Source organism: Agromyces sp. G08B096 (assembly GCF_040267705.1).
In the GTDB taxonomy this organism is placed as follows: domain Bacteria; phylum Actinomycetota; class Actinomycetes; order Actinomycetales; family Microbacteriaceae; genus Agromyces.
Genome location: NZ_CP158374.1, coordinates 242,778 through 260,216, shown reverse-complemented (window position 1 = coordinate 260,216; position 17,439 = coordinate 242,778). Strand labels below are relative to the sequence as shown.

Annotated in this window: 21 protein-coding genes; 15 read left to right on the top strand and 6 right to left on the bottom strand. The window is 71.7% G+C overall.

The genetic code is table 11. The features are described 5' to 3' along the window. Positions 1-112: 112 nt before the first annotated feature. Genes ABIQ69_RS01290 through ABIQ69_RS01275 form a run of 4 tightly spaced genes read left to right on the top strand, consistent with a single transcriptional unit; the run spans position 113 to position 2,425 of the window. Positions 113-463: a PadR family transcriptional regulator gene (locus ABIQ69_RS01290; RefSeq protein WP_350348590.1), complete on the top strand. Its 351-nt coding sequence runs from the start codon at positions 113-115 to the stop codon at positions 461-463. Positions 464-465: 2 nt separating this feature from the next. Then, a complete protein-coding gene (locus tag ABIQ69_RS01285; protein WP_350348589.1) occupies positions 466-840 on the top strand; it encodes a DUF1048 domain-containing protein in 375 nt (124 codons plus the stop codon). After that, positions 837-1,661, top strand: a complete 825-nt coding sequence (locus ABIQ69_RS01280; RefSeq protein WP_350348588.1) for an ATP-binding cassette domain-containing protein — start codon at positions 837-839, stop codon at positions 1,659-1,661. The genes ABIQ69_RS01285 and ABIQ69_RS01280 overlap by 4 nt, the downstream gene beginning before the upstream one ends. After that, on the top strand, positions 1,661-2,425 hold the full coding sequence (locus ABIQ69_RS01275) for an ABC transporter permease (RefSeq protein ID WP_350348587.1): 765 nt from the start codon (positions 1,661-1,663) through the stop codon (positions 2,423-2,425). The genes ABIQ69_RS01280 and ABIQ69_RS01275 overlap by 1 nt, the downstream gene beginning before the upstream one ends. 108 nt (positions 2,426-2,533) lie before the next feature. On the opposite strand, the gene ABIQ69_RS01270 is transcribed toward ABIQ69_RS01275, so the two are convergent. Further along, the gene (locus tag ABIQ69_RS01270) at positions 2,534-2,995 is read right to left on the bottom strand and encodes a hypothetical protein (protein ID WP_350348586.1); all 462 of its coding nucleotides are present in this window, start codon (positions 2,993-2,995) and stop codon (positions 2,534-2,536) included. 261 nt (positions 2,996-3,256) lie between these two features. Between ABIQ69_RS01270 and ABIQ69_RS01265 the strand changes: the two genes are divergently transcribed. Next, complete coding sequence (locus ABIQ69_RS01265; protein ID WP_350348585.1) at positions 3,257-4,708, top strand: DUF6421 family protein; 1,452 nt, start codon at positions 3,257-3,259, stop codon at positions 4,706-4,708. Then, entirely contained in the window at positions 4,701-5,360 is a 660-nt protein-coding gene (locus ABIQ69_RS01260; protein WP_350348584.1) for an SDR family NAD(P)-dependent oxidoreductase, read from the top strand. The genes ABIQ69_RS01265 and ABIQ69_RS01260 overlap by 8 nt, the downstream gene beginning before the upstream one ends. Before the next feature lie 30 nt (positions 5,361-5,390). Here the strand turns inward: ABIQ69_RS01260 and ABIQ69_RS01255 are convergent, their stop codons facing one another. From ABIQ69_RS01255 to ABIQ69_RS01240, 4 genes are all read right to left on the bottom strand, one after another. Further along, positions 5,391-5,978, bottom strand: a complete 588-nt coding sequence (locus ABIQ69_RS01255) for a hypothetical protein (RefSeq protein WP_350348583.1) — start codon at positions 5,976-5,978, stop codon at positions 5,391-5,393. 109 nt (positions 5,979-6,087) lie between these two features. After that, positions 6,088-6,726 (bottom strand): hypothetical protein, encoded by a 639-nt coding sequence (locus ABIQ69_RS01250; RefSeq protein ID WP_350348582.1) that lies wholly within the window; start codon positions 6,724-6,726, stop codon positions 6,088-6,090. A gap of 63 nt (positions 6,727-6,789) precedes the next feature. Next, complete coding sequence (locus ABIQ69_RS01245; protein ID WP_350348581.1) at positions 6,790-7,818, bottom strand: hypothetical protein; 1,029 nt, start codon at positions 7,816-7,818, stop codon at positions 6,790-6,792. Positions 7,819-7,889: 71 nt separating this feature from the next. After that, positions 7,890-9,197 carry an MFS transporter gene (locus ABIQ69_RS01240; protein WP_350348580.1) on the bottom strand — a complete coding sequence of 436 codons (1,308 nt, stop codon included), beginning with the start codon at positions 9,195-9,197 and terminating at the stop codon, positions 7,890-7,892. Positions 9,198-9,285: 88 nt separating this feature from the next. Between ABIQ69_RS01240 and ABIQ69_RS01235 the strand changes: the two genes are divergently transcribed. The 4 genes from ABIQ69_RS01235 to ABIQ69_RS01220 all read left to right on the top strand — a co-directional run bounded on the left by ABIQ69_RS01235 (position 9,286) and on the right by ABIQ69_RS01220 (position 13,122). Next, entirely contained in the window at positions 9,286-9,669 is a 384-nt protein-coding gene (locus ABIQ69_RS01235; protein WP_350348579.1) for a hypothetical protein, read from the top strand. A 52-nt stretch (positions 9,670-9,721) separates the two neighbouring features. After that, positions 9,722-10,567, top strand: a complete 846-nt coding sequence (locus ABIQ69_RS01230; protein WP_350348578.1) for a PIG-L family deacetylase — start codon at positions 9,722-9,724, stop codon at positions 10,565-10,567. Positions 10,568-10,643: 76 nt separating this feature from the next. After that, positions 10,644-11,342, top strand: coding sequence for a hypothetical protein (locus ABIQ69_RS01225; RefSeq protein ID WP_350348577.1), 699 nt, complete (start codon positions 10,644-10,646; stop codon positions 11,340-11,342). A gap of 154 nt (positions 11,343-11,496) precedes the next feature. Then, positions 11,497-13,122 (top strand): M20/M25/M40 family metallo-hydrolase, encoded by a 1,626-nt coding sequence (locus ABIQ69_RS01220; protein ID WP_350348576.1) that lies wholly within the window; start codon positions 11,497-11,499, stop codon positions 13,120-13,122. Between the two features lie 123 nt (positions 13,123-13,245). Here the strand turns inward: ABIQ69_RS01220 and ABIQ69_RS01215 are convergent, their stop codons facing one another. Beyond that, positions 13,246-13,788: an emopamil-binding family protein gene (locus ABIQ69_RS01215; RefSeq protein ID WP_350348575.1), complete on the bottom strand. Its 543-nt coding sequence runs from the start codon at positions 13,786-13,788 to the stop codon at positions 13,246-13,248. A gap of 109 nt (positions 13,789-13,897) precedes the next feature. On the opposite strand from ABIQ69_RS01215, the gene ABIQ69_RS01210 reads away from it, so the two are divergent. From ABIQ69_RS01210 to ABIQ69_RS01190, 5 genes are all read left to right on the top strand, one after another. After that, positions 13,898-14,236, top strand: coding sequence for a metalloregulator ArsR/SmtB family transcription factor (locus tag ABIQ69_RS01210; RefSeq protein WP_350348574.1), 339 nt, complete (start codon positions 13,898-13,900; stop codon positions 14,234-14,236). Further along, on the top strand, positions 14,233-14,694 hold the full coding sequence (locus ABIQ69_RS01205) for an SRPBCC domain-containing protein (protein ID WP_012832221.1): 462 nt from the start codon (positions 14,233-14,235) through the stop codon (positions 14,692-14,694). The genes ABIQ69_RS01210 and ABIQ69_RS01205 overlap by 4 nt, the downstream gene beginning before the upstream one ends. Then, positions 14,694-15,260: a dihydrofolate reductase family protein gene (locus ABIQ69_RS01200; RefSeq protein ID WP_350348573.1), complete on the top strand. Its 567-nt coding sequence runs from the start codon at positions 14,694-14,696 to the stop codon at positions 15,258-15,260. Before ABIQ69_RS01205 ends, ABIQ69_RS01200 begins: the two co-directional genes overlap by 1 nt. Before the next feature lie 62 nt (positions 15,261-15,322). After that, positions 15,323-16,651 carry a histidine kinase gene (locus ABIQ69_RS01195; protein WP_350348572.1) on the top strand — a complete coding sequence of 443 codons (1,329 nt, stop codon included), beginning with the start codon at positions 15,323-15,325 and terminating at the stop codon, positions 16,649-16,651. Then, positions 16,648-17,433 (top strand): response regulator transcription factor, encoded by a 786-nt coding sequence (locus ABIQ69_RS01190; protein WP_350348571.1) that lies wholly within the window; start codon positions 16,648-16,650, stop codon positions 17,431-17,433. The genes ABIQ69_RS01195 and ABIQ69_RS01190 overlap by 4 nt, the downstream gene beginning before the upstream one ends. Positions 17,434-17,439: the final 6 nt, after the last annotated feature.

The following is a 17,439-nucleotide window of genomic DNA, read 5'->3' as shown; positions in this document are numbered from 1 at the left end:
TGCTATCTACCGGTACTCGTGCTTACTATGTACCGGTAGTCAGCAACACCGAGTACTGGGTCTCACCAGCACCGAGTACCGGCTCATCACCGAGAGAAGGAAGGAGAGCTCCATGGGCAAGCAGATGACCGAGATGCTGAAGGGCACGCTCGAGGGCATCGTCCTCGCGCTCATCGCCGGGCAACCGGCGTACGGCTACGAGATCACGGCGCGGCTGCGCGAGCAGGGCTTCTCCGAGATCGCCGAGGGCACCGTGTACGCCCTGCTCGTCCGCATCGAGCAGCGGGGTCTCGTCGACGTCGAGAAGGTCCCGTCCGAGAAGGGCCCGCCCCGCAAGGTCTACACGCTCAACGCTCGAGGCGCGGAAGTCCTCGACGAGTTCTGGGGGACGTGGAGCTTCCTCGCCGAACGCATCGAACAGCTCCACCACCGAATCGACGACGCACAGGAAGCAGGGGAATGACCATGGCCGGCAAATGGTACGAGCTGATCACCGGATCGCTCGACGACAAGAAGGCGTACCGCCGGTACAAGGCCCGCATCGCGGCCCTGCCCGAGCCCTACGGCACCGCCGCGAAGGCCTTCGAGCGCTACCTCATGTACAACGGCGGCATCACCGACGGCGACCCCGGCGTGATGATCACGATGCTGAACGACTTCGCCGATCTCTGGGAGCGCGCCGCCGTCGACCAGACCCCCGTCGCCGACATCGTCGGTGACGACCCGGTCGAGTTCGCCGAGGCATTCGCCGCGGCCTACGCCGGCAAGCGCTGGATCGACAAGGAGCGCGCCCGCCTCACCGACACCATCCAGAACCTCGACCGGAAGGACGAACAATGAGCACCGCATCCACCACGTCCCCGCAGCCCGCCATCCGGGTGCAGGGCATCAAGAAGTCGTTCAAAGACCTGCAGGTCCTCCGTGGCGTCGACTTCGACGTCGCCCGGGGCAGCATCTTCGCCCTGCTCGGCTCGAACGGCGCCGGCAAGACGACCCTGGTCCGCATCCTCACGACGCTGCTGAAGGCCGACGCCGGCACCGCCACGGTGCACGGGTTCGACGTCGCGGCCAAGGCCAACGACGTCCGCCAGTCGATCAGCCTCACCGGGCAGTTCGCCGCGGTCGACGAGGTGCTCACCGGCCGTGAGAACCTCGTGCTGGTCGCCAAGCTCCGCCACCTGAAGAACCCGGGTGCCGTGGCCGACGACCTGCTCGCCCGATTCTCGCTCACCGAGGCCGGCGGACGCCGGGCCGGCACGTACTCCGGCGGGATGCGCCGCCGGCTCGACATCGCGATGAGCCTGATCGGCAACCCGCCGATCATCTTCCTCGACGAGCCGACGACCGGCCTCGACCCGCAGGCCCGTATCGAGGTGTGGGACACGGTGAAGGAACTCGCCCAGAGCGGCACGACCGTGCTGCTCACCACGCAGTACCTCGACGAGGCCGAGCAGCTCGCCGACCGCATCGCAATCCTGCACAAGGGCACCATCATCCAGAACGGCACCCTCGCCGAGCTCAAGCGACTGCTCCCGGCCGCCCAGGTCGAATACGTCGAGAAGCAGCCCACCCTCGAAGAGGTCTTCCTCACCCTCGTCGGCGACACCGGCGAGACCGACACCGCAGCCGGCGCCGCCGAGCCCGCACGAAAGGACTCCTGATGACCACGCACGTCCTGAGCGACACCCGCGTCCTGACGGGCCGCTCGCTGACCCACATCCTCCGCAGCCCCGACACCATCATCACCACCGCGGTCACCCCGATCGCGCTGATGCTGCTGTTCGTGTACGTCCTCGGCGGCGCCATCAACACCGGCACCGACGAGTCGTACATCAACTACATGCTCCCGGGCATCCTGCTGATCACGATCGCGTCGGGCATCGCCTACACGGCGTACCGGCTGTTCCTCGACATGCAGGGCGGCATCTTCGAGCGGTTCCAGTCCATGCCGATCGCGAGGTCGAGCGTGCTCTGGGCGCACGTGCTCACGTCGCTCGTGTCGAACCTCATCTCGGTCGCGATCGTCATCGGCGTCGCGCTGCTGATGGGGTTCCGCACCGGCGCCTCGTTCGGGGCCTGGCTCGCGGTCGCGGGCATCCTGATCTTGTTCACCCTCGCCCTCACCTGGCTCGCGGTCATCGCGGGGCTGTCGGCGAAGACCGTCGACGGCGCGAGCGCGTTCAGCTACCCGCTGATCTTCCTGCCGTTCATCAGCTCGGCGTTCGTTCCGACCGACTCGATGCCCGGCCCGGTGGCGTGGTTCGCCGAGAACCAGCCGGTGACCTCGATCGTGAACACGCTCCGCGACCTGTTCGCGCAGCAGCCCGTGGGCAGCGACATCTGGATCGCGCTCGCCTGGCTCGTCGGCATCCTCGTGGTGGCGTACGGCTTCGCGATCGCGGCCTACCGCAAGAAGCTCAGTTGAGCCTCGCGGCCCGCGCCGCGCACCACCCAGCAGAACGGGCCCCCTGCTCGCCGGATCGGCGGCAGGGGGCCCGTTCGCGTCTGCGCGCGGCTCACGCGCCGCGCTGGGTCAGGCGCGCGGTGCGGTCGGCTCGGGGGCGTCCGGCGCTTCGGGTGCGTCCGCCGCTCCGGGTGCGGATGCCACGGGCGCGCCGGCCTCGGGCACGACGCGCGCAACCGGCTCGGCCTCGACGAGGTCCACCTCGTCGTCGAAGTCGTCGTCGAACGGATCGGCCGCGGCCTCGCGGGCGGGCTTCGACAGGGCGCCGAAGCCGATGAGGGCGCCGATCAGGGCGAGTGAGACGACGAGCCCGACGATGCCGGCCGTGAGCAGCCCGCTCGAGACCACGATCGCCGACTGGCTGCCGTACACGTCGGCGGCCGTGCCGGTGCCGCTCACGAGGGCGGCATTCAGCGTGGCGTTCGCCGAGGCGGTCCACAGGGCGCCGACGACGGTGACGGCGGCCGACGCCACGAGGGTCACGGCGGGCACGATCAGGCTGACGGCGGGGGACGGACGGGATGCGGACATGAAGAGGCCTCGATTCGATGGCGTGCGGGATCCTCGCCCACGTTAGGGCCTCCGCCTATGCACCGGCTATGCCCCGAGCGGGGCGTGCGCCGGATGGATGCGTCCGGCGGCCCGGCCTCGTCGTGGATTCGTGCGTTCGCGCAAGATTCCCGCGCCGGGGCACAACCAATCGCAGCCGATTCGCTCCTAGCCTTGGAGAGGCGGCGATTCCGCCACACCCGCGCGCCGATGCCGGCCCGACCCCGAGGAACGGAGGTTCCGATGTCACAGACCACCATGGAGACGATCGTTGGCGAACCCGAGGTCCTCGAGGACGTCACGGCGGAGACCATCGCCCTCGCCCACGGCGTCGAGTCCGACCCGGCCTGGCTGCGGCTGAAGGAGTCGGCGACCCGGTTCCAGGCGCTGCAGGTGAAAGACGGCTCGGTGCCCGAGGCATCCGACCACGACGAGGCATCCTCGCTCGTCGACGCGATCGTCGACTCGGTGGCGGCGCTCGCGCCCCGCTTCCCGCATGAGGCGGCCTATCTCACCGCGCTGCAGGCCGACTTCCGGAAGTGGCAGGCCGAGGGCTTCGGCGTGCCCGACTTCCTCGACTCGCTCATTGAGTTCCAGCCGCAGCAGCACCGCATCGACGGCATCCGCCACCTCGTCGTCTTCCCGATGGTCACCCAGAACGGCTCGCCCGACCGGCACGTCGAGGCGCTCGTCGTCGAGACGATCTGGCCGGAGTTCATCGCCCACCTCGAGGCCGGCGACTACGGCAACAAGCTCTTCGTGAGCCTCCGCCTCGTCGACTTCACCCCGGGCTACGACACGAACTCGGCGGTGCTCTTCCCCGAGACCGTCGCGATGCGCGAGATCCCGCCGTTCACGTGGGGCGCCATCTTCCAGGACCGCGAGGCCGCACGGTACCGCCGGGTCGTGCGCGCGGCATCCGAGATCACGAAGCTCGAGCTGCCGGAGGACGCGGCGCGCCTGCTCGACGACCAGGAGCTCGCCGAGCGCACCTTCGTGATGTGGGACATCATCCACGACCGCACCCACATGCGCGGCGACCTGCCGTTCGACCCGTTCATGATCAAGCAGCGCATGCCGTTCTTCCTCTACTCCCTCGAGGAACTGCGGTGCGACCTCACCGCGTTCCGCGAGTCGGTGAAGATCCAGCGCAGCCTCGACGCGCGCCTCGCCGCCGGCGAGGAGCTGACCGAGGTCGAGGACCAGATGCGCACGACCGGCAAGCTCGTGCAGTACGCCGTGATCTTCGACCGCATCTTCCGCTTCGCGATCACCGGCTCGCGCGTCCGCAACTACGACGGGCTCGGCGGGCAGCTGCTGTTCGCGTGGCTGCACCGCAAGCACGTGCTCGAGTGGCGCGACGTCGAGCTCAGCTTCGACTGGGACGCCGTCGCCGATGCCGTCGTGGAGCTCGGCGACGCGATCGACCAGCTCTACTGGGAGTCGATCGACCGCCCGAAGACGGTGCACTGGCTGAAGGCGTACGAGCTCGTCTCGTCGGTCGTCACGCCGAACCCCGCCTCGGTGTGGGCCGAGGGGCTGCCCCGCGAGGTCCTCGCCGGCCCGCCGAAGGGGTACACCGACCTCGTCATGGACGACGAGTTCCCGCTGTCGATGTTCTACGAGGCCCTCGACAAGAAGATGAAGCCCGTCATCGAGTCCACGGTCGGCATCACGGCGAAGACGGATGCCTGAGCGCTCGGTCGCCGGCCGGACGGTGCTCATCGCGGGAGCGACGAGCACGTCCGGCCGCACCGTCGCGCGCGCCCTCCTCGAGGCGGGCGCGCGCGTGGTCGCCGTGGGCAGCGACCAGGGCCGCATCGAGACGCTCGAGCAGGAACTGCCCGGCGTGCTGGGCGAGGTGGCCGACCTCACCGACGGCGACGACGTGCTGGAGCTCGCCATGCGCGTGCACGCGGGCGTCGGCGCCGTCGACGGTGTCGTGCACCTCGTCGGCGGATGGCGGGGCGGGGGCGGCATCGCCGGGCAGACGAACGAGGACTACGACGTCCTCGCGCGCTCGTTCACCGCGCTGCGGTACCTCAGCCGCGCGTTCTTCGACGACCTCGTGCGTTCGCCGGCGGGCCGCATCGCCATCGTCTCCTCGACGACGGTCGAACGGCCGACGGCCGGCAGCGCCAACTACACGGCCGTGAAGGCGGCGAGCGAGTCGTGGATGCGATCGGTCGCCGACGGCTTCGCGAGAGCGGATGCCCCGGCCGCGGCCGTGACCTACCGCGTGCGCTCGCTCGCGGGGCTCGAAGGCGATCTGGCTGCCGCGGTGGTCGCCCTGTGGGAGACGGATGCCGCGGACCTCAACGGGTCGGTGACGACGCTCACCGCGTGAGGCTGCGTCGGCTCCGAGGCCGACGGACGCTCAGTTCGTCGAGCCGGTGACCTCGGCCGCGTACCCCCAGCATCCGGCGTCCTCCCAGCGGTAGTCCGCCCCGCCCGGGCTCGTTCCGTGCAGCGCCAACTCCCAGGCGGCGCGCTCGTCACCTGTGAGCTCGACGGGCATGGCGGCGAACGCGCCGCCCGAATTCGACCACCACTCCCAGTAGAGGTAGACCTGGCCGGCCGCGGCCATGCAGTCCCGGACGATCTGCTGGTGCGCGAGCCAGCGCTCCTGTTCGTCGGGCGTGGGGTACCAGTCGTCACCCGGGTCGGTCCCGTCGTCGGTCGGCACCTCCGCTGCGACGTCCTCGGCGAGCGGCTGGTCGCCTGGGGCTTCGGCAACCGCGGCCGCCGAAGCCGGGGCGGGCCCCGGAGCCACCACTGTGGCCGCTGCGGTCGCCACCGGCTCGGCACGGTCGGCCACGGAGATCGGCGGCACTGCACGGCGCGCGGCCGCGTCGACCGCGACGGCGGGTTCCGTCGGGCCTGCCGCGGGTGCCGAGGCGCCGGCGCAGCCGCTCAGCAGAACGACGGCGGCGAGGCCGATGACGAGACCGCTCGAGCGTGGCATCCGTGCCCCTTCCGCCGGGCCGCCCATCGGCGCGGTGCGCTCATGCTAGCGACGACGCGAGGGCCGGCGGAAGAGTGCTGGCCCTGAGGGGTACGGGAGTTCCCGTGGGCTAGGGCCGTGCAGCCGGATCGCCGTGCTGCAGCAGGCGGTCGGCCTCGAGCGCCGCCCCACGGCGCTTGGCGCGCCCGATCGCGAGCGCGAGGACGTACAGTCCGCCACCCGCCGCGAGCAGCAGCGCGCCCGAGAGCCACGTCCGCCCGGTCACGAGTTGCCAGGTGAGCAGCGCGAAGCCCGCGAGGAACACGACGCCGACCCACCACCAGCCGGCCCCGGCGAGCAGCACGGCGCCGGCGACCGCACCGACGGCGAGCGTCAGCGCGAGGAGCCCTGCTCCGATGAGCGTCGTGACGAGCAGCACCATCGCGAGCTCATCGGGCCCGTCCTCCAGGACCAGGAACGGCAGCGCCGAGCCGACCACCAGCATGGCGCCCAGCGCGGTGCTCACGGTCGCGCCGAGCTCCAGCCTCGTCCGCGCCCGCAGGGCCCCGCCGGGCGCGGGCTCCGACCGGTCGAGGGTCACCGACCAGACGCCCCAGACCGCCCAGAAGCCCCCGGCGAGGAGCACCCCGCCGAGCATCGCGAGCACCACGATCGGGTCAGGAGCGTCTGTGGCCGCGCCGAGGGCGTCGAGCACGCCCGCGACGACCATCGCGATCAGGAAGAGACCGACGCCGACGAGCGCGACCATGCCGAAGACGCGCTGGGCTCGCCGAGCCGGCGCCAGGTCTCGGAAGCGGGTGCGAGGTCGCGTTCAGTCGAACTCGCGGTAGTCGACGGCTCGCGCGCCCTCGGTCCAGCAGCCGCCGTGATCGAGCGGAGCGGCCTGGCCGGCGGCATCCGGCGACCCGAAGGCGGCCGTGTTCCACGCGGCGCGCTCGGCGTCGGTGAGCCCCGGCGGCATCGCCGGCGAGCCGTCCACGGCAGAGAACTCGGGGTTCCAGAACTCCCAGTAGCGGTACTCCTGACCGGCCTCGGCCATGCAGGCGCGGACCGCGTCCTGGAACTCGAGCCAGCGCTCCCGAGGGGTCGGCGCCGCGGGATCGCGTTCCGGCAGCGGCGCCGAGAGCGGCGTGCCGGCCGCCTTCGCCTCGTCGGCGACGCCTTGGGCCACGGCCTCGCAGCCGGGGTCCGACGATCCATCGGGAGCGGGCTCGGGCGCGCCGCGGAGCGCCGTCATCCACGCCGCCTGCGCTCCGTCGGACAGACCCGGCGGCATCGGGCTTCCGCCCTCCCACCACTGCCAGGGCAGGTACTCGAAGCCGGCGTCGCGCATGCACTGTCGCACGACCTCCTGCTGTCCGAGCCACTGCGATCGCGCCGTCTCCGTCACGAAGGCGGGGTCACCGGGGGTCGTGTAGGGGTTGTACGCGGGTGACAGAGGGTCCGCGGGGTCGGGATGCGTCGACTGCTCGGGTGCCTCGGGCGTCGGCGCCGGGGTCGGTGAGGGAGACGGATGCGGGGCAGCGGACGGCGGAGCCGTGCCGGGCTCGGGTGAGCCCGCAACGGGCGTGCCGTCGGTGTCGCCGACCTCGCTGCGTCCGTCGGCGACGACGCCGCCGGGCGCCGGATCCGTGGGTGCCGCGAGACCGATCTGCCCCCCGAGCGCCGCAGGGCCGGCGCCGTCACCGATCGCGGCGTACGCCCCGAACCCGGCGCCGACGGCGCAGAGGGCGACGACCGCCAGCACGCCGCCGGTGACGACGGCGCGCTCGCGCGATGCCCGGGCCGCCCCCCGCCGGGACGGGAGGAGACGCCGCCGGCGGTGCGTGGACACGGACATCCCGGCCACCATAGGCGGGGCGCTTGTCCCCCGCAAGGGGGGTAGCCCGCCCCGAGCCCGTCCCGAGCCCGTCAGGGCGTCGGACCGTCGGCGACCGCGGCATCCGTCTCGGCGTCGAGGGAGCCGCCCGCCGAGACATCCGCCGGCGACTGCTGCCGCCGGCTCAGCCACAGCAACGGCATCGCGAGCACCTGGATCGCCCCGCTCAGCACGAGCGAGCCCGGATACCCCCAGAGGTCGGCCGAACGGCCGAGCACCGGCTGGATCACCGCGCCGCCCGTGGAGCCGAGGAGCGAGTCGAAGGAGAGCACCGTCGCCCGCTGCTTCGACGGGATCATGTCGTTGAGATACGCCTGCTGCACCGGCCCCGCGGCCGCGTCGACGAGGCCCCACACGACGAGCAGCACGAGCGCGACCCAGAAACTCCTCGTGAGCCCGAGCGCCACGAGCACCGCCGTGCTCACGCCGAGGCTCAGCAGGATCGTCGTCGTCCGCCGCCGGAACCGGGCGCGCACCCACGGCGCCATCCAGCCGCCGATGACCTGCGACCCCGACAGGATGGCCGCCGCGAGACCCGCGATCGTGTACGCGCCCGAATCGCCCCACAGCTCGACGAGATACGGCTGGAGCGCGTAGAAGACGTAGAAGCCGACGCCCGACGTGAAGAACGACGCGAGCATGACGTACCGCACCGAGGGTCTTCCGAGCCCGTACTTCAGCGACGCGCGCAGCACCTCTCGGGTGGCCCGCAGCGGGTGCGCCCGCCCCTGGGGGGTGAAGCCGAGATCGCGCATGAGCACGGCGGCGACCACGAACATCACCACGAGGATCGCCGCGCGCACCACGAACGGCACGCCCAGGTTGGTCGCCTGCGCGAGCGCGCCGCCCGCGAGCGAACCGACGAACATGGCCGCACCCGAGAGCGCCATGCCGCGCCCGAACACGCGCTCGAGGTCGCCGCGGTAGCCCGTCGCGGCGAGCGCATCGACGAGCCACGCCTCGACGGCGCCGGAGAAGAACGTGAACCCGAGCCCGAGCAGCACCGACACGACCGCCCACGCCCAGAACGGACCCTCGACGACCCAGAGCAGGTAGTACAGCACCGTCGTGGTGGCGAGCGTGATCGTGCCGAGCAGGTACGACACCCGGCGACCGAGCGTGTCGGCGACGACCCCGGTGGGCACCTCGAAGATCACCATGCCGATCGAGAAGAACGCGTTCGCCGCGAACGCCTCGAGGTTGCTGAGCCCCGCGTCGAGGAGGAAGAGCGTGTTCACGCCCCAGATGAACGAGGCCGCGAGCGTATTGCCGATGAGGAGCGTGAAATAGACTCCCTGCACCCGGCGGGCGGCCGGATTCGCGTCGGTGCCCGTGGTCATCGGCATCCCCTCTCGGATCAGCGCCCATCCTGCTCCCTGCGGCACGCCGCGGCAACGGATGCCCCGCCCGGGCGCTAGCCTCCGGGGCATGGTGCGCTTCCTGATCCGGATCGCGATCTTCCTCGGTTCCGCCGCGCTCGGGCTCTTCCTGGCGTCCCTCCTCATCGGAGGCTTCCACGTCCACGCGGCCGGCTTCCTCTTCGCGATCATCGTGTTCGCGCTCGCCCAGTCGGTCATCGAATGGCTCGTCGAGCGTCTCTTCCACCGCTCCGCGCCCGCGGTCGCGGGCGTCGCGGGGCTGCTCTCGACCTTCCTCGCCCTGTGGCTCGCGACCCTGCTCTCCGACGGGCTCAGCTTCGACGGCGTCGGAGCGTGGATCCTCGCGGCCGTCGTCGTCTGGCTCGTCACCGCGATCGTCGGATGGCTCGCCACGAAGTTCCTGCTGGCGCGGACGGAGCGCAACCGTCGCTAGCATGCTCAGCACGGCCCGCCCCCGGGTCCGTCGCACCCCACCGGAGTCAGCCATGCGCAAGCGCACCGTCGCGCTCATCGTCACCGCCGCCGTCGTCGTCACCCTCCCGGGCGGCGTGTACTGGGCCGGGCGCCACCTCTTCCACGACCCCACCGCCCGCGGCGTCGACTCGGTGATCGGCGAGCTCGGCGGCACGCGCGTGCTCGGCGTGTTCGCGCATCCCGACGACGAGCAGACCGTGAACGGGCTGTTCTGGCGGGCGAAGCAGCGCGACGGCGCCTACACCGCGATGATCACGGCCACGCGAGGCGAGGCCGGGGAACAGTCGCCCACGGTCGGACGCCAGTCCGACCTCGGCGACATCCGCAAGGCCGAGGCGCTGAAGAACAGCTTCAACCTCGGCGTCGACCGCCACGTCGTGTGGGACTACCCCGACGGCGGCGTCCCCGACGTCGACGAGGACGAGCTCGTCGATCGGGTCGTCGCCGAGCTCCGCCGGGTGCGGCCCGATGTCGTCGTCGCCTTCTGGCCGGCATCCGGCGCCACCGGTCACGGCGACCACATGCGGATGGGCGAGATCACCGAGCTCGCGATCGCCGAGGTCGCCGCCTCCGACGGCGCCTACCGGGGTCCCGACCACCTCGTCTACACGATCAGCCCGTCGACCGCGCTCGCCATGTTCGGCGGCGAGACCGGCGCGTTCGTCGTCGACCACCAGCCCGACCCTGAGCTCGCGATGAGTGCCGAGGTGGGCAAGAAGCACGAGGGGTGGAGCATCCATGCCTCCCAGGCGAACTACCTGCAGGAGTCGTACCTGCTGCCGACTTGGCTGGTGTACCTGCTCTGGGATCAGGAGTTCTACCACGTGCGCGATCTCCGCACGGAACCGCTCGGCTGACCTCGACGCCGGGACGCGCACGACGACATGCGCGACGCAACCGCCGTCGGCCCGCCGCCTCGGGCAGACTCGAGGCGTGACCGAGACGCCGCAGTCCGCACCGACCGGCACCACCGGCCGGGACGCCGATCCGGGCGCGCCCGCCCGCGACGACGACGCCGAGCGCCGGACTCGCCGGCGTCGGCAGACGGTCGATGCGATCGCGGTGTTCCTGCTGTCAGCGGTGGCCGTGCTCACCGCATGGTGCGGCTTCCAGTCGTCGAAGTGGGGCGGCGAGATGTCGATCGCCTTCAGCCAGGCATCGAGCGCGCGGGTGCAGGCCGCCGATCACGCGAGCGGAGCCCGAGACGCCCGCGCCGCCGATCAGGCGATCTGGGTGCAGTGGGTGCTCGCCACCGACCGGGGCGACGCGGCGCTCGCCAGCTACATCGAGCAGCGCTTCTCCCCGGAGTTCCGGGTCGCGTTCGACGCGTGGAACGCCGGCGACCGCGAGGCGCAGGGGCCGTTCGCGATGCCGGAGTACGTGCCGCCCGGCGCGGAGGACGCGGCCGCCGCGAACGCCCGCGCCGACGCGAGGTTCGAGGCGGCGCTGCAGAACAACCAGCGCGGCGACGACTACTCCATCCTCACGGTGCTCTTCGCGCTCGTCCTCTTCCTCGTCGCGATCTCGCAACGCGACCTGCAGCCCTGGGTGCGCTGGACCCTGCTCGGACTCGGGGTCGCCGTCGCGGCGGTCGGCATCGTCGTGCTCGCCACGTTCCCCGTCAAGATCTGAGTGCCGCACGAGGCCCATGCCACGTTCCCGGCCGAGAATCCACCCCTTGACGGCATCGGATCCGCTGACGACCCTGAACGCGACCGGTGGTACCCGAACCACGAGTCCGGGCACATCTCCCGGTCCTGCAGAGTCGCAGGGAGAAGAGATCGATATGAAGACCAACCAACGGATGGCGGTGGCGTTCATCGGCGCCGCCGCGCTCGTCGCCACGGCCGGTGCACCCGCGTACGCGGCCGTCCCGACCGACACGGCGGAGTTGCGAGAGGCGGTGACGGTCGACGGGGTGATGGATCACCTCGCCGCCCTGCAGGACATCGCCGATGCGAACGACGGCACGCGGGCGAGCGGCACACCGGGCTACGACGCCTCGGTCGACTACGTCGCCGGGCTGCTCGAAGACGCCGGGTACGAGGTGACCGTGCAGGAGTTCCTGTTCAACTCGTTCCGCGAGCTCTCGGACCCGGTGTTCGAGCGCGTCTCGCCCGACCCGATGGCGTACGTCGCCGGTGAGGACTTCTTCACCGCCGAGTACTCGGGCAGCGGCGACGTCACCGCCGAACTCCAGGCGGTCGACCTCGTGCTGCCGCCGGGACCGGAGGCCGGCTCGTCGACGAGCGGCTGCGAGCCCGAGGACTTCGCCGACTTCGTGGAGGGCAACATCGCGCTCGTGCAGCGCGGCACGTGCGATTTCTCGGTGAAGGCGCAGAACGCGTTCGACGCCGGAGCCGTGGGCGTCATCATCTTCAACGAGGGCCAGGAGGGCCGCACCGACACCCTGAACCCGACGCTGGGCGACCAGTTCAGCGCCGACCTGCCGGTCGTCGGCACCTCGTTCGAGATCGGCGACGAGCTCGCCGGGCTTCTCGAGGAGGGACCGGTCACCATCCACCTCGCCACCGACACGCTCATCGAGCTCGATGTGCCGACCGCCAACGTGATCGCCGAGACGCCGACCGGCCGCGACGACCGCGTGGTGATGGCCGGCGCCCACCTCGACTCGGTGCCCGACGGCGCCGGCATCAACGACAACGGCTCGGGATCGGCGGCCCTGCTCGAGATCGCGCTGCAGATGGCCGAGCTCGGCATCGAGCCGCGCAACACGGTGCGCTTCGCCTGGTGGGGCGCGGAGGAAGCGGGCCTCGTCGGTTCGCAGACCTACGTCGACTCGCTCGACAAGCGGGCCACGAAGGACATCTCGCTGTACCTGAACTTCGACATGGTGGCCTCGCCCAACTTCGCGCGGTTCGTCTACGACGGCGACGGCTCGGCGTTCGGCAGCACCGGCCCGAACGGCAGCGGCGGCATCGAGCGGCTCTTCACCGACTACTTCGCCTCGCAGGGGCTCGTGTCGGAGCCCACGGCCTTCGACGGCCGGTCGGACTACGACGCGTTCATCACGGCCGGCATTCCGGCGGGCGGGCTCTTCACCGGGGCCGAGGACGCGAAGACGGCTGAGCAGGTCGCCTGGTACGGCGGTCTCGCGACCTTCGAGGGCGAGCCGGTGTCGTACGACCCGTGCTACCACCAGGCGTGCGACAGTCTCGACCCGGTGGGCGACGGAGCCGACGCCGAGCTGTACGCGGCGCTCGACGCCGCCTACGGCGGGGCGCTCGAGGGCAACATCAACACCATCGCCCTCGACGAGATGTCGGACGCCATCGCGCACGCGGTGCTCACCTACGCGATGAGCACGAGCGCGGTCAACGGCACGGCGAAGGCCTCGCCGACGGCGGCCGAGCGCACGGCCGACCGGTTGGGCTCGCACTTCCGGCGCTGAGCGCGACGGGCCCGCGAGCATTGCGGACCCGCGCACGAACGGCCTCCCGCTCGACGGAGCGGGAGGCCGTTCGGCGCGTCGACGCGTCAGGTCGGCGCGTCGGGTCGTGGCGTCGGGCCGGGTTCAGAACCTCCGTGTGAACGGCATCGGCCGGCGCATGCGGATGAGCAGCAGGATCGGGATGAGGACGTAGGGCAGGTTGAACGCGAGGAATTTCGCCGGGTTCGGGGTCACCCATTCGGGCTCGCCGAAGAATTCGACGCCGAACACGATGATGCCCGTGATGGAGGCGATCATCGTCGCGTAGATGACGCTCGGCAGCTGGATCCAGTTCCAGCCCCGGACGAGCGAGATGACGAGCAGCACGTAGAAGACCGGGTAGACGAACGCCGAGAGCCCGGTGACGATCCGCATCCAGACGGGCGGGTGCATGAACAGCGGGTCGGTGTCGTGCGCGTACCACCAGTTGGCGTTGACGAGGAAGTTCGGCGACGGCTCGGAGAAGTCGACGCCGAGCGTCGGCAGCATGTCGCTGATCATGCTGGTCACGGTGAACAGCGAGAAGACGACGATGAAGAACCAGTCGAAGGGTCGCTCGCGCAGGCGCAGGTTGGGGGCGGATGCGTCGGGGCCCGGCGTGCTCGCCGGAGCGGCGGTGGCGGTCATGAGCACTGAGCGTAGCGCCGCGGGCGGTCCGGCGAATCGGCATGCGGGTCTTGACGCGGCCGCATCATCCGCTTAGGTTAAGCGAACTGTTACATAAGGAGTTGCTTACATGGGTGGTGCCACCGACGGGCTCAGCCTGGTCTTCCAGGCCCTCGCCGACCCGACACGGCGCGCGATGCTCTCGCGCCTCGCCGCCGGGCCGGCCACCGTCGGCGAGCTCGCCGAGCCGTTCGCGATGAGCCGACCCGCGATCTCGCAGCACCTCAACGTGCTGGAACGCGCCGGCCTGATCGAGCGCACCGCCCACGCGCAGTGGCGCACCTGCACCCTGCGCACCGAGCCGCTGGACGAGGCATCCGAGTGGGTGGAGCGCCACCGCGGCGAGTGGAACGAGCGGTTCGACCTGCTCGACGAGCACCTCCGCCGACTGAAGGGGGAATCCTCATGACCGAGCGCACCGCGACCGCGCAGTTCACCATCACCCGCATCTTCGACGCGCCCCGCGAGCTGGTCTGGCGCGCGTGGACCGAGACGGCCGACGCCGCCGAGTGGTGGCATCCGCGCGACGTGTGGATCAAGGCCGGCACCGTCTCCGTCGACGCTCGCGCCGGCGGACGCTATGCCTACACGATGGTCGGACCCGACGGCCGGGAGTACCCGACCTCCGGCGTCTACCGGGAGGTGACGCCGCCCGAGCGGCTCGTCTTCACGTGGGGATCGCCGGGCGACGCCGACGACGAGGCACCGCTCATCACCGTCACCCTCCGCGAGCTCGACGGCCACCGCACCGAGATGCTGTTCCACCTCGTCGGCATCGACGCGGCGCCCGGCGACGAGGACGTCTACGACGGCTGGAACTCGGCGTTCGACCTCCTCGGCGAGCACCTCGACGCGGCGGAACGCTGATGGGCCGGCTCATCGTCGAGCAGATCGTCTCGGTCGACGGCTTCGCGACCGACGCCGACGGCGGCATCTCGTTCTTCGAGGCGATCGAGGACTTCAACGCCACCGACGCCGATCAGCTCGAGATGCTCGAGGGCGTCGAGGCGATGCTCCTCGGCCGCGTCACGTACGAGATGTTCGCCGCCTACTGGCCGACCGCCGATCCGGCGATCGAGCCCGTCGCCACGCCCATCGCCCGCCTCGCGAAGCACGTCGTGAGCAACACCCTGACGGATGCCCCGTGGGGCGACGACGCACCGGCCCGGATCCACCGCGGCGACGGCGTTGCGGCCGCACGCGCCCTCGCCGACTCCCTCGACGGCGGCGTGATCGTGTGGGGCAGCCTGACCCTCGCCGACGGGCTGCTCCGCGCCGGCGCGGTCGACGAGCTCCGGCTCAGGATCGTGCCCGTCCTCATCGGCGCCGGGCGCACGTTCACGCCGCCCGACCTCGGCGTGCGCCGGCTCGCGCTCGACCACGCGGTGACCCACCCGAGCGGGCACGTCGGGCTGCACTACCGCCTGCGGTGAGCGGTGGGGGCTCCGTCGCGCGACGGATGCCCCCGCCCGGGGCATCCCGTTAGCGTGAAGTGGTGACCGCCACCGCCCCGCCCGTGATCGACGGCGTCGAGTGGGTCCGCCCCGCGCCGACGGCCGCCGACCGCCGATACGACGCCGTGCTCGCGGTCGTGCTCTTCGCCGGCACCCTCGCGAGCTCGGCGCTCTACCGCACCACCGGGTACGGGGAGGATGCGCCGTTCTGGCTGACGGTGCTGTGGTCGCTCGCCATGACCGCGCCGCTCGCCTTCCGGCGGCGCTGGCCCGAGGTCGTCGCGGTGGTGCTGAGCGCGGCGTTCATCGCCGGGGGCATCGCCCAGATCGGGGAGGCGCTGTTCAGCAACATCACCCTCTTCATCGCGATCTACTCGGTCGGCGCGTGGGGGCGCAGCCGCCGTCGCGCCACCGCGGTGCGCGCCGTGATCGTCGCGGCCATGTTCGTGTGGCTGTTCTGGGGGCTCGTCATCGCCTCGAACGCGCCCGATCTGCCGCCGTCGCTGGCGCGCGAGACCGACGGGCCGCTGTCGCCGTACGTCGCGTTCGCCCTGATCAACGTGCTCACGAACCTGCTGTACTTCGGCGGCGCGTGGTACTTCGGCGATGCCGCCGCGGCGTCGGCCCGGTCGACCGCGGCGCTCAGGCAGCGGACGGACGAGCTCGCAGCCGAGCGCGAGCGGTCGCGCGAGCAGGCCGTCGCGCTCGAGCGGCTCCGCATCGCACGTGAGCTGCACGACGTCGTCGCCCACCACGTCTCCGTCATCGGCGTGCAGGCGGGCGCAGCGCGACGGGTGCTCGCGCGCGACCCCGAGCAGGCGGCGACGTCGCTCTCGGCGATCGAGGAGAGCGCGCGCGAGGCGGTCGCCGAGCTGCACGGGCTCCTCGGCACACTCCGGCACGGCACGGGCGACGAGGATGCCGCGGCGGGCGCGCAGGCCGTCGATCCGGCGCCGCGCGGGCTCGAGGATCTGCCCGGCCTCGTCGAGGACTCGATCGCGAGCGGCGTGCCGGCCTCGCTCACCGTGATCGGCGAGCCCCGCGACGCGAGCCCCGTGGTGCAGGTGACGGCGTACCGGCTCGTGCAGGAGGCGCTGACGAATGTGCGGAAGCACGCGGGCCCGGGCGCGAGCGCCGAGGTCCGGCTGCGGTGGGAGCCGGGCGCGCTCGAGGTCGAGGTGACCGACACGGGCGTCGCCGCGGCGCGCGCCGAGGCGAACGGCGTCCCCGGCTCGGGCGGGTTGGGCCTCATCGGCATGCGGGAACGCGTCTCGGCCGTCGGCGGCGCCCTCGAGGTGGGGCCGCGACGCCGCGGCGGCTTCCTCGTCCGGGCCGGCCTGCCACTCCGACGGACGGGGGAGGCCTCGTGAGCGTGCGCGTGCTCATCGTCGACGACCAGGCGCTCGTGCGCGCCGGCTTCCGCACGATCCTCGACTCCGAGCCCGGCATCGAGGTCGTCGGCGAGGCGGCCGATGGCGCCGCCGCGGTCGCCGCCGTCGAGAGCCTCCGACCCGACGTCGTGTGCATGGACGTGCAGATGCCCGGCATGGACGGACTCGAGGCCACCCGCCGCATCGTCTCGGCGCACGCCGGGGAGGGCCGCCCCTCGGTGCTCGTGCTCACGACGTTCAACCGCGAGGATTACCTGTTCCAGGCCCTCGACGCGGGTGCGAGCGGGTTCCTGCTGAAGAACTCCACCCCCGAGCAGCTGATCGAGGCGGTGCAGGTGCTCGCCCGCGGCGATGCCCTGCTCTCCCCCGATGTGACCCGCGCGGTGATCGCGGCGGCGGCGCGGCGGGATGCCGACCGCGGCGGCGAAGGTGTCCGTTCCGACTCCACGGTTCCGCCCGAGCGGGCACCGTCTGCGCGAACGGACGCGCTCGGTGACGCGGGCGCGCCGCCCTCGGCCGCGGATGCCGGGCACCGCCGTGAGGCGCCGGCCGCGCTTGCGACCCTCACCGAGCGGGAGCGCGAGGTGCTCCAGCTGCTCGCGCTCGGCATCTCGAACGCGGAGATCGCCGAGCGGCTCTGGGTGGGCGAGGCCACGGTCAAGACGCACGTGTCGAAGGTGCTGCAGAAGCTCGGGCTGCGAGACCGCGTGCACGCGGTCGTCTACGCGTACGAGCACGGGGTCGTCCGCGCGGGCTCCTGACGGACG

Bases quoted from the DNA above. Each gene is read 5' to 3' on its own strand.
- ABIQ69_RS01245 (WP_350348581.1), bottom strand. From the start codon at position 7,818: ATGTCCGTGTCCACGCACCGCCGGCGGCGTCTCCTCCCGTCCCGGCGG.
- ABIQ69_RS01200 (WP_350348573.1), top strand. From the start codon at position 14,694: ATGGGCCGGCTCATCGTCGAGCAGATCGTCTCGGTCGACGGCTTCGCG.
- ABIQ69_RS01280 (WP_350348588.1), top strand. From the start codon at position 837: ATGAGCACCGCATCCACCACGTCCCCGCAGCCCGCCATCCGGGTGCAG.
- ABIQ69_RS01205 (WP_012832221.1), top strand. From the start codon at position 14,233: ATGACCGAGCGCACCGCGACCGCGCAGTTCACCATCACCCGCATCTTC.
- ABIQ69_RS01235 (WP_350348579.1), top strand. From the start codon at position 9,286: ATGGTGCGCTTCCTGATCCGGATCGCGATCTTCCTCGGTTCCGCCGCG.
- ABIQ69_RS01250 (WP_350348582.1), bottom strand. From the start codon at position 6,726: ATGGTCGCGCTCGTCGGCGTCGGTCTCTTCCTGATCGCGATGGTCGTC.
- ABIQ69_RS01275 (WP_350348587.1), top strand. From the start codon at position 1,661: ATGACCACGCACGTCCTGAGCGACACCCGCGTCCTGACGGGCCGCTCG.
- ABIQ69_RS01265 (WP_350348585.1), top strand. From the start codon at position 3,257: ATGTCACAGACCACCATGGAGACGATCGTTGGCGAACCCGAGGTCCTC.
- ABIQ69_RS01240 (WP_350348580.1), bottom strand. From the start codon at position 9,197: ATGACCACGGGCACCGACGCGAATCCGGCCGCCCGCCGGGTGCAGGGA.
- ABIQ69_RS01260 (WP_350348584.1), top strand. From the start codon at position 4,701: ATGCCTGAGCGCTCGGTCGCCGGCCGGACGGTGCTCATCGCGGGAGCG.
- ABIQ69_RS01215 (WP_350348575.1), bottom strand. From the start codon at position 13,788: ATGACCGCCACCGCCGCTCCGGCGAGCACGCCGGGCCCCGACGCATCC.
- ABIQ69_RS01270 (WP_350348586.1), bottom strand. From the start codon at position 2,995: ATGTCCGCATCCCGTCCGTCCCCCGCCGTCAGCCTGATCGTGCCCGCC.
- ABIQ69_RS01230 (WP_350348578.1), top strand. From the start codon at position 9,722: ATGCGCAAGCGCACCGTCGCGCTCATCGTCACCGCCGCCGTCGTCGTC.
- ABIQ69_RS01285 (WP_350348589.1), top strand. From the start codon at position 466: ATGGCCGGCAAATGGTACGAGCTGATCACCGGATCGCTCGACGACAAG.
- ABIQ69_RS01220 (WP_350348576.1), top strand. From the start codon at position 11,497: ATGAAGACCAACCAACGGATGGCGGTGGCGTTCATCGGCGCCGCCGCG.
- ABIQ69_RS01210 (WP_350348574.1), top strand. From the start codon at position 13,898: ATGGGTGGTGCCACCGACGGGCTCAGCCTGGTCTTCCAGGCCCTCGCC.
- ABIQ69_RS01290 (WP_350348590.1), top strand. From the start codon at position 113: ATGGGCAAGCAGATGACCGAGATGCTGAAGGGCACGCTCGAGGGCATC.
- ABIQ69_RS01255 (WP_350348583.1), bottom strand. From the start codon at position 5,978: ATGCCACGCTCGAGCGGTCTCGTCATCGGCCTCGCCGCCGTCGTTCTG.